13 protein-coding genes are annotated in these 14,379 nt (G+C 63.6%); 4 read left to right on the plus strand and 9 right to left on the minus strand.

Going from position 1 to position 14,379, the window contains the following annotated elements; genetic code table 11:
* Positions 1 to 84: 84 nt before the first annotated feature.
* The 9 genes from WCY17_RS07905 to WCY17_RS07945 all read right to left on the minus strand — a co-directional run bounded on the left by WCY17_RS07905 (position 85) and on the right by WCY17_RS07945 (position 9,447).
* Positions 85 to 1,557, minus strand: a complete 1,473-nt coding sequence (locus tag WCY17_RS07905; protein ID WP_372701635.1) for a class I SAM-dependent RNA methyltransferase — start codon at positions 1,555 to 1,557, stop codon at positions 85 to 87.
* A 4-nt stretch (positions 1,558 to 1,561) separates the two neighbouring features.
* Positions 1,562 to 1,978, minus strand: a complete 417-nt coding sequence (locus tag WCY17_RS07910; protein ID WP_372701636.1) for a CopD family protein — start codon at positions 1,976 to 1,978, stop codon at positions 1,562 to 1,564.
* A 2-nt stretch (positions 1,979 to 1,980) separates the two neighbouring features.
* A complete protein-coding gene (locus WCY17_RS07915; RefSeq protein WP_372701637.1) occupies positions 1,981 to 3,249 on the minus strand; it encodes a glutamate-5-semialdehyde dehydrogenase in 1,269 nt (422 codons plus the stop codon).
* Positions 3,246 to 4,319, minus strand: a complete 1,074-nt coding sequence (gene holA, locus WCY17_RS07920; RefSeq protein WP_372701638.1) for a DNA polymerase III subunit delta — start codon at positions 4,317 to 4,319, stop codon at positions 3,246 to 3,248. The genes WCY17_RS07915 and holA overlap by 4 nt, the downstream gene beginning before the upstream one ends.
* 8 nt (positions 4,320 to 4,327) lie before the next feature.
* Positions 4,328 to 4,924 (minus strand): LPS assembly lipoprotein LptE, encoded by a 597-nt coding sequence (gene lptE, locus WCY17_RS07925; protein ID WP_372701639.1) that lies wholly within the window; start codon positions 4,922 to 4,924, stop codon positions 4,328 to 4,330.
* A gap of 4 nt (positions 4,925 to 4,928) precedes the next feature.
* On the minus strand, positions 4,929 to 7,583 hold the full coding sequence (gene leuS, locus WCY17_RS07930; RefSeq protein WP_372701640.1) for a leucine--tRNA ligase: 2,655 nt from the start codon (positions 7,581 to 7,583) through the stop codon (positions 4,929 to 4,931).
* Positions 7,584 to 7,743: 160 nt separating this feature from the next.
* On the minus strand, positions 7,744 to 7,911 hold the full coding sequence (gene rpmG / locus WCY17_RS07935; RefSeq protein ID WP_372701641.1) for a 50S ribosomal protein L33: 168 nt from the start codon (positions 7,909 to 7,911) through the stop codon (positions 7,744 to 7,746).
* A 22-nt stretch (positions 7,912 to 7,933) separates the two neighbouring features.
* Positions 7,934 to 8,170, minus strand: a complete 237-nt coding sequence (gene rpmB / locus WCY17_RS07940; RefSeq protein ID WP_372701642.1) for a 50S ribosomal protein L28 — start codon at positions 8,168 to 8,170, stop codon at positions 7,934 to 7,936.
* Positions 8,171 to 8,235: 65 nt separating this feature from the next.
* Complete coding sequence (locus tag WCY17_RS07945) at positions 8,236 to 9,447, minus strand: Bcr/CflA family multidrug efflux MFS transporter (RefSeq protein ID WP_372701643.1); 1,212 nt, start codon at positions 9,445 to 9,447, stop codon at positions 8,236 to 8,238.
* A gap of 179 nt (positions 9,448 to 9,626) precedes the next feature.
* Here WCY17_RS07945 and WCY17_RS07950 point away from each other — a divergent pair, with 179 nt between their 5' ends.
* From WCY17_RS07950 to WCY17_RS07965, 4 genes are all read left to right on the plus strand, one after another.
* Complete coding sequence (locus WCY17_RS07950) at positions 9,627 to 10,838, plus strand: class I SAM-dependent methyltransferase (protein ID WP_372701665.1); 1,212 nt, start codon at positions 9,627 to 9,629, stop codon at positions 10,836 to 10,838.
* A gap of 410 nt (positions 10,839 to 11,248) precedes the next feature.
* A complete protein-coding gene (locus WCY17_RS07955) occupies positions 11,249 to 12,202 on the plus strand; it encodes an ABC transporter substrate-binding protein (RefSeq protein ID WP_372701666.1) in 954 nt (317 codons plus the stop codon).
* A gap of 9 nt (positions 12,203 to 12,211) precedes the next feature.
* Positions 12,212 to 13,066: an ABC transporter permease gene (locus WCY17_RS07960; protein ID WP_372701644.1), complete on the plus strand. Its 855-nt coding sequence runs from the start codon at positions 12,212 to 12,214 to the stop codon at positions 13,064 to 13,066.
* Between the two features lies 1 nt (position 13,067).
* Complete coding sequence (locus tag WCY17_RS07965; RefSeq protein WP_372701645.1) at positions 13,068 to 14,348, plus strand: glycine betaine/L-proline ABC transporter ATP-binding protein; 1,281 nt, start codon at positions 13,068 to 13,070, stop codon at positions 14,346 to 14,348.
* The last annotated feature ends 31 nt before the right edge of the window (positions 14,349 to 14,379 follow it).

Raw genomic sequence — 14,379 nt, forward strand, 5'->3', positions numbered from 1 at the left:
AGTGAGCGTTTCGCTCAGGGTTATCCCTAATTATAGGGAAAACCCTTAGTCATGGCAAGTGCAGTTTGCAACGCTGGCCGAGATTCAGGCCGTGTGGTTTTGCGGGCGTTCGGCGCGATAGGCATCCGGATTCAGGTCGAACTGGAACAGGCGGCACTCGAGTGCGCCGTTGTAGAGGGGGTGGCGGCGGCGTGCCTTCAGGCGCAGGCGGCCGGGCAAGCCCATGTCGTCACTGATGATGTTCAGTTGCCAGCCGGCATAATGCTGCTTGAGCCAGCGCGACCAGCCCGCCCAAAGGGCATCGGCATCGGCCACGCCCAGGCGTTCGCCATAGGGGGGATTGGTCACGATCCAGCCCCGGTCTGCCGGCGGCAGCACCTCACGCACGTCACAGACCTCGAAACGGATGCTGTCGGGCGCCAGGTGTGCGCGCTGCAGGTTGGCACGGGCGGCCTCGATGGCGGCCGGATCATGATCGGCGCCTACCATGGGCTGTTCCAGCCGGGTCATGATGTGGCTGCGCGCATCATCCTTCAGATCGCGCCACAGACGGTGGTCATGGTTGCGCAGCCGTTCGAACGCAAATGGCCGCCAGATCCCGGGTGGTACGCCCAGGGCCATCCAGGCCGCCTCGATGAGCACCGTGCCACTGCCACAGAATGGATCCAGCAAGGGCGCGTCGCCTGGCCAGCCGGACAGGATCAGCAGGCCTGCCGCGAGGTTTTCGCGCAGCGGGGCTGCGCCCTTGTCGAGGCGCCAGCCACGCTTGAACAGCGATTCGCCCGAGAGATCGATATACAGCGTCGCCTGATGTGCATCCAGAAAAAGGTGCACGCGGGCATCGGGGCGTACCGTGTCAATATCGGGCCGTGCCCCTTCGCGCTCGCGCAGGCGGTCGCAGATCCCGTCTTTGGCGCGCAGGTTGCAGTATTGCAGGCTGCGCATCGGGCTGTGGATGGCAGACGTATCGACCCGCAGGCTGTGCTCCGGACCGAACCAGTGCTCCCACGGAGTCGCCCGTGCAAGGCTCAGGATGTCATCCTCGGTGTGCACGGGGGCTTGCGCGACTTGCATCAGGATGCGTGTCGCCAGCCGGGAATGCAGGTTGGCCCTGAGCAGATCCTGCCAGCGGGCTTCGAAATGGCAACCGGCGCGCCCGGCGGTGACTGCGGCAAGGCCGAGCCCCTGGAGCTCCTGCGCCAGGCTGTGTTCCAGCCCTTGCGGGCACGGCGCAAAAGCCTTGAACGTGTCTTGTACGTGGGCTGGCCGGTGCTGCTGAACTGCAGTTGCAGGCCGGTCGCGGCGAGCCGGTACCGGGCGGCCCGTGGCCGGGCGCTGCCGTACAGTTGCTTGCGTCGCGGGTCGCGTCGGCCCGGTCGGGGCGCTGGCAACCGGCGCCGAGGCGCTGCCCGAACCCGCCGCAGCCTGGCGCGCCAGCGCCTGGCGGGCGGCTTGCCGGGCGCGGGCACCTGTGCGTTGGCGCGCCGTTGGCTTTTCGGAAGCGGGCGCCTCTGGCGCATCCTTCAGCCGCAATGTCGTTTTCCTGGATTGTGTCATGGCATCAGAATGGTTTGACGACGACCAGCACCAGCACCAGCAGCAGGATGAGGACGGGGATTTCGTTGAAGAAACGGTAGAACCGGTGGGCGTGCGCATTTGCGCGGCGCGCGAATGCCTGCAGATAATGCCGGCACGCCAGATGATAGACGATCAACAGCAGCACCAGCAGCAGCTTGACATGCATCCAGCCCTGTCCACGGCCCAGCCCGTAGCCGAGCCAGAGATAAAGCCCGAATGCCAGCGCCAGGATGGCCAGGGGTGTCATGAAGCGATACAGCCGTCGGGCCATGCCAAGCAAGGTGTCATAGGTGGTTGGGTCGGCGGCCTGTGCCAGATTGACATACAGGCGCGGCAGGTAGAACAGCCCGGCAAACCAGGCGATCACGAACAGGATGTGCAGCACCTTGACCCAGAGCATGCTCAGCCCCGCAACTGGCCATTGCCGTTGAGCACCCATTTTTCGATCGTCAGGCCTTCCAGGCCCACCGGGCCGCGCGCGTGCAGGCGGTTGGTGGAAATGCCGATTTCGGCGCCCAGGCCGTACTCGTAGCCATCGGCGAAACACGTGGGCAGGTTCACGTAGACCGAGCTCGAGTCGACCTCGCGCTGGAAGCGCTCGGCCGCGGCCAGATCCTGGGTGACGATGGACTCGGTGTGTTCGGAGCTGTAGCGCTCGATGTGTGCCAGTGCCTCGTCCAGCGAATCCACCACCCGCACGGCCAGTATCGGTGCCAGATATTCAGTGGCCCAGTCGTCCTCGGTGGCTGGCCGGCTGCCCGGCATCAGGGGCAGGGCGCGCTCGCAGGCACGCAGTTCGACACCGACGGCCGCAAAGCGCCGAGCGGCTTGCGGCAACCATTGGGCCGCGATGTCGGCATGCACCAGAAGGGTCTCCATCGCGCCGCAGATCCCGCAGCGGTAGGTCTTGGCGTTGATCGCGATATCGAGGGCCTGGTCCGGTTGGGCGGCGCGATCGACGTACAGATGGCAGTTGCCGTCCAGGTGCTTGATCAGGGGGATTTTCGATTCGGCAGCCAGGCGGGCGATCAGGCTCTTGCCGCCGCGCGGAATGATCACGTCGATGAATTCGGTGAGGGTGACCATCTCGCCAACAGCGGCGCGGTCGGTGGTATCGACCACCTGCACGGCATGTTCGGGCAGGCCGGTACCCTGCAGGCTCTGGCGGATCAACTGGCCCAGGGCGCGGTTGGAATGAAAGGCTTCGCTACCGCCGCGCAATATGGTTGCGTTGCCCGATTTCAGGCACAGGGCGGCCGCATCGACGGTGACATTCGGGCGCGACTCGTAAATGATGCCGATCACCCCGATCGGCACGCGCATGCGGGCCACCCGCATGCCATTGGGACGCACTGCAGCAGCGCTCAGGCTGCCGATCGGGTCCGGCATGTCGGCCACCTGTCGCAGCCCCTGCATCATGGTCTGCAATGCCTTGTCGGACAGGCGCAGGCGCTCGACCAGAGCGGCATCCAGCCCCTTCTCGGCAGCCGCGTCCAGATCGCGCTGGTTTTCGGCTTGCAGCCACGCAGTCTGTTCGTCGATGAGACGCGCGAGCGCGCGCAGGGCGGCGGATCGCGCGGCCCCGGATGAGACGCGCAGCCGCCGTGCGGCGGCGCGCGCCTGTTGCCCGAGTTCGAGCATGGTCGTGTGGGTGGATGAAGCGGTATTCATTGCGGTGCCATTGTATGGGTGGGAGAATGCGCGCCTGCCGTGGTTACCCGCAGGACCAGGCGGGCCAGTTCATCCCAGGGATCGGGCAGGCGTGCAGCAACGGGCACGCCCTTGATATGCCGGTCGATTTCGTGGACCTGATCCAGTGCCAGAGGCCACAGGCGCGCCGGGCAGCGTTGCAGGGCCTGGCGCATATGATGCTCGCGAGCGCCAAAGACCCGCTGCGCACGCAAGGTACCGGCTCGCTGCCCGGCGGGCAGACTGGCCAGCAGGCCGAGGATGCGGATATCTTCACCCAGGCCCCAGAGTATCGGCAAGTGGGCCATGCCTTCTGCCTTCAGGCCGGCCAGAATCCGCAAGGCACGCTGTGGTTCGCCCAGCAGCACCGACTGGCGCAGATCCTGGGGGTCATGGCGCGAGACATCGAGTACCGCGGCCTGCACCTGTTCGAGCGTCAGGGCCCCCGGTGGGTACAGCAGCCCGAGTTTTTCGATTTCCTGATGCGCTGCGAGCAGATTGCCTTCGACCTGGTCTGCAAGCCACGCCTGCGTGCCCGTGTCGATCTCGTGATGCTGCTGCGCCAGACGCTGACTGATCCAGGCGGGCAATTCTGCGCGTCCGACCCCGGGGATATCGACCCAGGTGGCCTGTTTCCTGAGAAATTGCACCCACTTGCTTTTCTGGGTGGCCCAGTCCAGCTGCGGCAGGCGCAGCAGGATGAAGGCATCCGGCAACTGGCCGGCCGCGGCCTGGCTTGCCAGCTTTTGCAGCGTGTCCGCACCGGTCTTGCCTGGCTTGCCTGAGGGCAGGCTGATTTCGACCAGACGCAGATCGCCGAACAATGAGGTATTGCATGCTGCGGCCAGGACGGCGGACCAGTCACTGCGGGCATCCATCACCAGATGGCTGCGTTCGCTGCAACCCAGTCGCTGGGCCAGGGCGCGCAAGGCATCGGCGGCCTCGTTGACCAGCAGGATTTCATCGCCCGCCAGTACGCAGTACGCCGGCAGGCGGGCGTTCTGCTCGGCCTGCCGGAGCAACTGCGGGATGCCGGGTGCGCGAGTGGCCATGATACCGTTCAGTGACCGGCGCCGGACTTGCCCGCGGGGTGTGCCGCAGCCCCGCCGGACACGGCGTTCTCGTTGGAGCGGGCATAGGCGGCGCGCACTTCGGGCGAACTGATGCGGCTCATGATGCGGTGGATCAGGAGATCACGCATGTCGTTGAAGTTGCGCTGTATTTCGCTTTCTTTCGCTTGCACGATGTTTTCGCTGTAGGGCAGCTCGCGCAGGCTCTCGAGCGTTGTGGGTTCGAGCAGGCGCTCGCCGTTGCGGTCGACGAGTTCGAACGTGAACCTGAGCCGGAGTTCATATTCTTCGACCCGCCCATCGGCATCGAGTGACAATTGGCGCAGATCTTCACTGTCTTCGATCTGGCGCAGGAATACGTCGGCCTCACTGCGCTGGGTGACGATGCGGGTGGCCGGCGAGTTGGCCCGGATGGCCCGCTCGAGGCGGGCCCCGAATTCGCTGTTCAGATTGATGTTGGTATAGAGCGAATCAAACGGCAGTGGCGTGGCGCCCCGGATGTGGAAACCACAGGCTGTCAGCAGCAGCGTCAGCGCAGCGATCACCAGCAGGCGCCCTGCAGTGTACGGAAAGTTTGTCTGGATCATGTCGTCAGCCCACCACGTTGACCAGCCTGCCCGGCACGACTACCACCCGCCTGACAGGCCGTCCTTCAAGAAAACGGCCTACAGCCTCGTGAGCCCTTGCACTGGCCTCGATGACTGAAGGTTCGGCTTGTTGCGGCACACTGAGCTGGCCGCGGACCTTGCCGTTGATCTGCAAGACCAGTTCGATGGTCTCGGCCAGCAGGGCGTCTTCATCCACAGTGGGCCAGGGGGCGTCCAGCAGGTCGCCCAATGGGTCGGCAAAACCCAGTTCGCGCCACAGATGCCAGGTGATGTGCGGCACGACAGGATACAGCACACGCAGCAGGATCGACAGGGCTTCGGCCATGGCCGGGGCATCGGCTTGCTCGTGTGACGCCGTATCGAGTGCATTGAGCATTTTCATTGCCGTGGACACCACGGTGTTGTACTGGATGCGCTGGTAATCGTAGTCGGCCTGGCGCAGCAGGCCGTGAATCTGGCGGCGCAACCCGGCGCCTGCCGGGTTGCAGTGTTCGACGCGGCCTGCGGGCTGGATCTGGCCCTGCACCTGCGAATGGTGTGCGTGGCAGAAGGCCCACAGCCGGCGCAGGAAGCGATGGGCGCCATCGACACCCGAGTCGGACCACTCGAGGGTTTGCTCGGGGGGGCTGGCAAACATCACGAACAGGCGTGCCGTATCGGCACCCAGCGAATCGATGAGCTTCTGTGGATCGACCCCGTTGTTCTTTGACTTGGACATGGTGCCGATGCCTTCGTAGTCGACCGGCGAACCATCTGCCTTCAGGCGCGCGCCGACGATGGCACCCTTGTCGCTGGTGACCGGTTCGACGTCTTCCGGCCAGAAATATTCGATGCCGCCGCGTGGGGTACGCCGTGAATAGACATGATTGAGCACCATGCCCTGGCACAGCAGGCGGGTGAACGGTTCCGAGAATTCGACCAGACCGAGGTCGCGCATCACGCGGGTCCAGAACCGGGCATACAACAGGTGCATCACCGCATGCTCGATACCGCCGATGTATTGATCCATCGGCATCCAGTACGCATTGCGGGCATCGACCATGGCCTGATCATTGCCCGGTGAGGCATAGCGCATGAAATACCAGGATGAATCGACGAAGGTGTCCATGGTGTCGGTTTCCCGGCGGGCGGGCTGGCCGCAGCTGGGGCACGTACAGGCCAGGAAGGCTTCGTCACGGGCCAGCGGGTTGCCGGTGCCGTCGGGTACCAGATGCTCGGGCAGAATGACCGGGAGATCTTTTTCGGGCACGGGCACCGGACCGCAATCGGGGCAATGAATGATGGGAATGGGGGTGCCCCAGTAACGCTGGCGTGAAATGCCCCAGTCGCGCAGACGCCAGGTCGTGCGCGCCTCGCCCAGCCCGAGGGCCTGCAGGTCGGCCGCCACGGCCTGGACGGCCTGCTTCGTGCCCAGACCATCGTACTTGCCCGAGTGGATGGTATGGCCCATGGTCTTGTCGGCATACCAGTCGTGCCAGGTGTCGATGGCGTATTCATGGCCGGGGGCCGCGATGACCTGCAGGATGGGCAGGCCGTATTTGCGCGCGAAGGCGAAGTCACGCTCGTCGTGCCCCGGAACCCCCATGACCGCGCCGTCGCCGTAGCTCATGAGCACATAGTTGCCCACCCACAGCGGCACGGGCTGTTCGGTGAGCGGATGGATCACGCTCAGCCCTGTGGGCATGCCTTCTTTCTCGCGTGTGGCGAGTTCGGCTTCGGTGGTGCCGCCCTTGCGGCAGGCCTCGATGAATCGGGCGAGTTCCGGCTGGTGGCGCGCCGCTTCGGTCGCCAGAGGATGTTCGGGTGCCACGGCACAGAACGTCACCCCCATGATCGTGTCGGCGCGTGTCGTGAAGACGTGCATCAGCCCATTCTGGATCAGTGCGCCATCGGTGCCGCGGATGTCATGGCGAAAGGCAAAGCGAACCCCTTCACTGCGCCCCAGCCAGTTTTCCTGCATGAGGCGTACGCGTTCTGGCCAGCCGCTCATGCGTTCGTCTTCGAGCGCATCGAGCAGTTCCTGGGCATAGTCGGTGATGCGCAGATAATAGCCAGGGATTTCACGCTTTTCGACCAGCGCGCCCGAGCGCCAGCCCCGGCCGTCGATCACCTGTTCATTGGCCAGTACGGTCTGATCGACCGGGTCCCAGTTCACGGTCTGGGTCTTGCGATAGGCGATGCCTTTTTCGAGCATCTTCAGGAACAGCCACTGGTTCCATTTGTAATAGGATGGATCGCAGGCACACATTTCGCGTGACCAGTCGATCGCCAGCCCCATCGCCTGCATCTGGCCTTTCATGGTGGCGATGTTGGAGTAGGTCCATTGGGCCGGTGGCACACCGGATTTCATGGCCGCATTTTCGGCCGGCATCCCAAAGGCATCCCAGCCCATGGGCATGAGCACGTTGTAGCCGCGCATGCGCAACTGGCGCGTCATCATGTCGTTGATGGTGTAGTTGCGCACGTGCCCCATATGCAGTTTGCCGCTGGGATAGGGCAGCATGGAACAGGCGTAGAACTTGGGCCTGGGAGAGCCGTCGGGCGCGGTGGCATGTTCGGTGACGCGATAGACGTCACCTGCGCGCCAGTGATCCTGAGCGTCCGATTCGACCTGAGAGGGGAGGTAGCGTTCCTGCATGTTCGTTGGCTGGTTGGATTGAGAATGAAGACAGGCTTTCAATGCGAATGAAGACAAGCCTTCGATTATAGGAGGCCAGGGCGTAAAAAGGGTCCGGCTCGATTTCCGTCAGAGGAAATCGAGCCGGACCCCATGGATGCAGTGGCAGCCGACAGCGAAATTACTTGAGCTTGGTTTCCTTGTAATCGACGTGCTTGCGTGCCACTGGATCGAATTTCTTGATCAGCATCTTTTCGGGCATGTTGCGCTTGTTCTTGGTGGTGGTGTAGAAATGCCCGGTACCTGCCGTGGATTCAAGCTTGATCTTTTCGCGAACGCCTTTTGCCATGATGTACTCCTGAGGGGGCCTGTCAGACCCGTTCGCCGCGGGCGCGCATGTCGGCCAGCACGGCATCGATACCGACCTTGTCGATCGTGCGCAAGGCCTGGGTGGATACGCGCAGGCGTACCCAGCGGTTTTCGGATTCAACCCAGAACCGGCGAGACTGCAGATTGGGCAGGAAACGCCGCTTGGTCTTGTTGTTGGCGTGAGAAACGTTATTGCCCACCATCGGGCCCTTGCCGGTCACTTGGCATACGCGTGCCATGGCCTCACCTTTTTTAGTGTCTATACTGGAAAGCCTTGCATTCTACTTTGAAATGAGTAGATAGATCAAGCGCCCTGGTGCACGGTGCCCTGGTGCATGGCAAATCGCCCGGCGAGCCAGGATAGCGTTGCACAGGCCGTCAGGGCGGCTGCCAGGGGCAGTGGGGTCTGCGCATGCCAGATGCTGACCCCGTAACCGGCGAGCGCGCCGCTGAACATTTGCAGTGAGCCCATGAGCGCGGACGCGGTGCCCAGCCGTGGCCCCTGCTCGGCCAGGCCCAGCGCCGTTGCGTTGGGCACCACGAAACCCTGGCTGGCCATGAAGCCCATCAGGCACAGCATCAGCCAGATCAGGCTGATGAGGCCGAGCAGCGTGAGAACGAGCGCACAGGCTGTCATCAGCACCAGAAAGAACTGGGCACGCCTGAGCAATTGCACGGGCGCATGGCGTTCGAGCAGGCGTGCGCTGATCTGCGAGGCGAGGATGAGGGACATCGCGTTCAGCCCGAACAGCAGGCCGAACCAGCGCGGATCCACGCCATAGATGGAAATGAAAACCTGTGGGGATGCGGCGATGTAGGCGAACATCCCGGCCGAGCCTAGGCCGCCGGCCAGACTGTAGCCCATGAAGCCCCGGTGACGCAGCAGATGCATGAAGTTGCGTGCGATGGTGCGCACGGCCAGAGGGCTGCGTGCCCCCGGTGGCAGTGACTCGCGCATGAACGGAATGACGATGGCCAGCAGGGCAAGCCCCATCAGCACCATGATGTAGAAGACGGCACGCCAGGAACCCAGGGTGACCGCCTGGCCACCCATCAGAGGGGCCAGTATGGGCATCACGCCCATGACCAGCATCAGCAGTGACAGCGCCTGGGCGGCCGCACGGGTATCCAGGTGGTCCCGGATGACGGCCCGCGGGATCACCATGCCCGCAGCACCGCCGAATGCCTGCACGACGCGCCAGATGAGCAGTGCCCCGATGCTGTCGCTGTGCGCACAGGCCAGGGAGGCGAGCGTGAACAGAACCAGGCCGGCCACCAGCGGTGGCTTGCGCCCGTAGCGATCGGCCAGTGGGCCGTAGATCAGTTGCGCCAGTGCCAGGCCCAGAAGGTAGCTGGCCAGCGTACGTTCGACCAGGCCCTGCGGTACCTGCAGGTCTTTGGCGATGGCCCCGAAGGCTGGCAGGTACATGTCGATGGCCAACGGCCCCAGGGCGGCCAGGGCACCCATGAGGATCAGCCATGGCGGTACCGTCAATGTGGAGGTTCGGGGGCTCATGAGTACGTCAGGCAGCGCAGAAGGCGCTACTATAACAAGATGTTTTCCGGCGCTTGGCTTCCGGTGCACTCAGGGCCCGGACCTGGCCGCTTACTCAATGACCACAAGAGGAGGTTCTTTTGGCAGCGCTCACGTCCCTGATCGAAAATAAACTGGCATCCTTGCCGGTCAGCGTGTCCATGCAAATGCCCGATGGCAAGAAGCTGGGTCCGGCCGATGCCGACATCCGCCTGCAGGTTCATGATTCCGTGGTGCTGGCGCATGTTGCGTCGGGTGAAGTCGGTGTCCTGGGCGAAGATTACGTCGAAGGCCGGTTCGACTTCGATGGCTCGATGCGCGACATGATGCGCCTGGCTGTCGGTATTCTGCCCGGTTCGCCCATCGATGCCGCCGAAAAGGGCTGGTTCACCAGTCTGGTGCGTCGCCTGGTCTCGGTGTGGCGGCATTCCATCGAACGCGACGCGCGGCAGATCGAGTTCCATTACGATCTGTCCGATGATTTCTACGGCCTGTGGCTGGATCCTCGCCGGGTCTATTCATGTGCATACTACCGCGAGCCCGACTACACCCTGGCGCAGGCCCAGGAAGCCAAGCTCGACCACATCTGCCGCAAGCTCGCGCTCAAGCCGGGCGAACGTTTTCTCGATGTCGGCGGCGGCTGGGGGGGGCTCATGCTATGGGCTGCCGAACACTACGATGTCGATGTCACCGGCATCACCCTGTCGCGCAATCAGCATGCCTATGTCAATGGGCTGATCGAGCAGAAAGGGCTGGGTGGGCGCGTGCGTTTCGAACTGCTCGATTACCGCAAGCTGGATGAATCCCGCCCGTACGACAAGATCGCGTCCGTAGGCATGTTCGAGCACGTGGGCCGGGCCCAGCTCACAGCCTATTTCGGCAAGTTGTTGCGCCTGGTCCGGCCTGGCGGGCTGATCATGAATCATGGCATCACGGCGGGGGGCCTGAGCAACAGTGAACTGGGTGCCGGCATGGGCGGCTTCATCGAAAAATACATCTTCCCCGGCGGTGAACTCTCGCACATCCATTTCGTGATGCAGACCCTGTCCGAGGCGGGGCTCGAGGCGTACGACGTCGAAAACCTCCGGCCACATTATGCGCGTACGTTATGGGCCTGGAGCGATGCGCTCGAGGCCCGGCTGCCCGAGGCCCGTGCAACGCTCAGTTCGCCGCAGGGCGAGCGCTCCCTGCGCGCGTACCGCATGTATCTGGCCGGTTGCGCAATGGGTTTCGAGCACGGCTGGATCGCGTTGCACCAGATTCTGGCCGGGCCGCAGCCTGAGGGGCGTTCCGATGAACTCGATTGCCCCGAGGGCCAGGCCTATCCCTGGCGCCGAGGCTATATTTACCAGCCCGACAAACTGCCGGGCTGAGCCACCCGAGTGGCGGCATATGGGGCCCTGCGGGGCCCTTTTTTCATGGTTGCCAAGGGGCTCATGAAAAGGCTGTTTTTATGATTGCGTTTCATTTTCTGCCATCTTGCATGTAAAATGGGCGTTTTGCTGTAGAAAGCATTTGCCTTGGCTGCGCCCGAATGTCTCGGGTGGTGCCTGTGTCAGAAGTGCCCCGCGGCACTGGCAATGCTGGTATGTATTGGCGGCTCGAACAGCCGTTTTCCGCACACCCTCCCCCAAGCTATGGCGCCGGCCCGTACCCTTCGGGCCGACGTCTCCGTAACCCAAAGGAGGCTTCAATGTCCAAATCCAATCCTTCCAATTCTCCCAGCCGGCTGACGCGCTCGGCCCTGGGCCTGGCGTTTGCCGCCACTCTGGCCGGTCTGTCCATGGCGCCTGCGGCAGCACAGGCGGCCGATGCGGTGCAATGCGAGCTCGATCGCCCCATGCGTTTTGGCGGCATGAACTGGGAATCCAACCTGGTGCTCGTCGAGGTCGAGCGGTTCATCGTCGAGCATGGCTATGGCTGCGACTCCGAGGTTCTGCCTACTGAAACGCTGCCCGCCCTGGCGGCGCTCGAGCGGGGTGACCTCGACATCAACACCGAAGTCTGGCTCAACAGCGTGCTCGAGCCCTGGAATCAGGCCGAGGCCACGGGCAAGGTCAAGCGCATCGGCGACATCTATATGGGCGGTGAAGCCTGGTTCATCCCGAAATACACGGCCGAGCGCCTGCCCGACCTCAAGAAAGCTGCAGATCTGCCCAAATACTGGGAAGACTTCAAGGATCCGGAAATGCCCTCCAAGGGCCGCTTCTATGGCTGCCCTGCAGGCTGGGGCTGTGAAATCGTGAGCACCAACCTCTTCAAGGCCCTGGGGCTGGGGGATACGTTCACCCTGTTTTCCCCGGGCACGGGCGCCACCCAGAAGGCTGCACTCACTGCGGCCTATAACCGGGGCGAGAATATCGTCTTCTACTACTGGTATCCGACGCCGGTCGTCGGCTCCATGGATCTGGTGAAGCTCGAACTGCCACCCTATGACGCCGACAAGCAGAAGTGCCTGACCGACCCCGACTGCACCGACCCGCAGGCCTCCGATTACCCTGAAAATCCGGTATTCACGGCCGTCAGTGCCGGATTCATCGAAGCGGCGCCGAAGCTGACCGAGTTTCTCTCGAAAGTGTCGGTGCCGCTCGATGACATGGGCGCAGCCATGGCCTACATGGATGAGCATGAAGCCGAGCCGGATGAAACCGCCGACTGGTTCCTGAAGAACAAACAGGATGTCTGGACCCAGTGGTTGCCAGCCGATGTATCCGAGCGGGTCAAGGCAGCGCTGTAAGGGCCTGCCATGTTTCCCGAACTGATCTCGGCCCGGGATCTGCAGCGGCCCATTGACGCCTTCGTCAATGGGCTGGTCATGGAGTATTCGGATGTGCTCCGGGCGCTGACCCAGCCGCTGCTCGATCTGCTCATCTGGGCCGACAACCTGCTGCGCCAGTCACCCTGGTGGGCCATCATCCTGGTGGTCATGGGGGTGGCCTGGGTGGCCAGCCGCAAACTGCGCTTCAGCGTGGCCATGGGGGCCTTGCTGGGGGCTCTGGGGGCCATCGGCCTCTGGGAAGCCTCCATGCAGACCCTGTCGCTCATGCTGGTGGCCGTCGCTTTTTCGGTGCTGCTGGGTATTCCCGTGGGCATCGCCATGGCCAGCTTTCGCTGGGTGCGCTCAGCCATGCTGCCCGTGCTCGACGTCATGCAGACCATGCCGAGCTTCGTGTACCTGATTCCGGTGGTGATGCTGTTCAATCTGGGCAAGCTGGCGGCCCTGTTTGCGACGGTGATCTACGCCGTACCACCGGTCATCCGGCTCACCGACCTGGGTATCCGGCTGGTCGATCCCGAGGTTCTCGAGGCGTCACGCGCGTTCGGGGCCAGCCGTACACGGCAGCTGTTCGGTGTGCAGTTGCCGCTGGCGCTGCCGAACATCATGGCTGGCATCAACCAGACCACGATGATGGCCCTGGCGATGGTGGTGATCGCTTCCATGATCGGGGTGCGCGGCCTGGGTTACGAGGTGCTGCAGGGCATCAACCGCCTGCAGGTCGGCCGTGGGCTTCTGGCCGGGCTGGGCATCGTCGTGCTGGCCATCATCTTCGACCGCATCACGCAGAAATTTGGCCAGCGTCAACAGATGCGCGGAGCCTGACATGGATAAAATCGAAGTCCGCAACATCTACAAGATCTTTGGCCCACACCCGCAGCGCTGGCTGTCCGCGGCACGCGAGGGCATGTCCAAGGAAGAACTGCTCGAGCGCAGCGGCCATACCCTGGGCCTGCGGGACATCTCGCTGTCGATCGCAGCCGGTGGCATCCACGTCATCATGGGGCTGTCCGGTTCGGGCAAATCCACCTTGATCCGGCATTTCAATCGGCTCATCGACCCCAGTGCCGGCCAGATCCTGGTCGATGGGGTCGACGTCATGGGCCTGAAGCCGCGCGAGCTCGAAACGTTCCGTCAGCAGAAGATGAGCATGGTGTTCCAGCGCTTCGGCCTGCTGCCGCATCGTACGGTACTCGACAATGCAGCCTACGGGCTGGCCGTGCAGGGCATGCGCCGCGCCGAGCGCAATCAGCGCGCCATGCACTGGCTCGAACAGGTTGGCCTGTCCGGCTTCGAGGCGCAGTATCCCCATCAGCTGTCCGGCGGCATGCAGCAACGTGTGGGGCTGGCGCGTGCGCTGGCCACCGATGCGGAAATCCTGCTGATGGACGAGGCGTTCTCGGCACTCGATCCCCTGATCCGCCACGAAATGCAGGACCAGCTGCTGGCACTGCAGGCCCGGCTGAACAAGACCATCGTATTCATCACCCATGATCTGGATGAGGCCCTGCGCCTGGGGAACCGGATTGCGATCCTGAAGGATGGCGAGCTCATCCAGGACGGCACGCCCGAGGATATCCTGCTGTCGCCGGCCAACGATTACATCGAGTCCTTCCTGCAGGACGTCAATCGGGGCAAGGTGCTGAACGCTTCGCATGCGGTGGGCGAACGCCCGCTGACGCTCACCATGCGCACCTATCCGGCACATGCGCTCGAGCGGCTGGCTGCACGCGGCTATGACTACGCAGCGGTACTCGATGGCAAGCGGCTGGCAGGTGTCCTGATGCGCGACGATGCCCAGCGTGCCGTCAACGAAGGTGCGCGCGATATTTCCCGTTTCTTGACGGACATGGCGTCGGTACCGGCGTCCGAAGGCCTGGATCAGGTTCTGGCACGCCTGTTGCGCACCCCGGCCCCCCTGGCCGTTACCGATGATCAGGGTGAGTTCCTGGGCGTCCTGTCACGCAGCAAGGTCGTCGAGTTGGTCACGACCCGACCCAATGGCGAGAACGGGGCAGACGCATCAGGTGCGGCGCCGATCCCCGCAGAGGCGGCGTCGACCCACGCCCAAGGGCAAGCAGAGAGCCGTACCGGGCAGGCAGCCTGACAGCAGGCCCGGGTTTGCAGGGCCGGGGCCG

It is taken from the genome of Castellaniella sp. (genome assembly GCF_041677825.1).
Taxonomy (GTDB): Bacteria; Pseudomonadota; Gammaproteobacteria; order Burkholderiales; family Burkholderiaceae_B; genus Castellaniella.

Bases quoted from the DNA above. Each gene is read 5' to 3' on its own strand.
- WCY17_RS07910 (WP_372701636.1), bottom strand. From the start codon at position 1,978: ATGCTCTGGGTCAAGGTGCTGCACATCCTGTTCGTGATCGCCTGGTTT.
- WCY17_RS07905 (WP_372701635.1), bottom strand. From the start codon at position 1,557: ATGACACAATCCAGGAAAACGACATTGCGGCTGAAGGATGCGCCAGAG.
- leuS (WP_372701640.1), bottom strand. From the start codon at position 7,583: ATGCAGGAACGCTACCTCCCCTCTCAGGTCGAATCGGACGCTCAGGAT.
- rpmG (WP_372701641.1), bottom strand. From the start codon at position 7,911: ATGGCAAAAGGCGTTCGCGAAAAGATCAAGCTTGAATCCACGGCAGGT.
- holA (WP_372701638.1), bottom strand. From the start codon at position 4,319: ATGGCCACTCGCGCACCCGGCATCCCGCAGTTGCTCCGGCAGGCCGAG.
- rpmB (WP_372701642.1), bottom strand. From the start codon at position 8,170: ATGGCACGCGTATGCCAAGTGACCGGCAAGGGCCCGATGGTGGGCAAT.
- WCY17_RS07950 (WP_372701665.1), top strand. From the start codon at position 9,627: ATGCAAATGCCCGATGGCAAGAAGCTGGGTCCGGCCGATGCCGACATC.
- WCY17_RS07945 (WP_372701643.1), bottom strand. From the start codon at position 9,447: ATGAGCCCCCGAACCTCCACATTGACGGTACCGCCATGGCTGATCCTC.
- WCY17_RS07965 (WP_372701645.1), top strand. From the start codon at position 13,068: ATGGATAAAATCGAAGTCCGCAACATCTACAAGATCTTTGGCCCACAC.
- WCY17_RS07915 (WP_372701637.1), bottom strand. From the start codon at position 3,249: ATGAATACCGCTTCATCCACCCACACGACCATGCTCGAACTCGGGCAA.
- WCY17_RS07960 (WP_372701644.1), top strand. From the start codon at position 12,212: ATGTTTCCCGAACTGATCTCGGCCCGGGATCTGCAGCGGCCCATTGAC.
- WCY17_RS07955 (WP_372701666.1), top strand. From the start codon at position 11,249: ATGGCGCCTGCGGCAGCACAGGCGGCCGATGCGGTGCAATGCGAGCTC.
- lptE (WP_372701639.1), bottom strand. From the start codon at position 4,924: ATGATCCAGACAAACTTTCCGTACACTGCAGGGCGCCTGCTGGTGATC.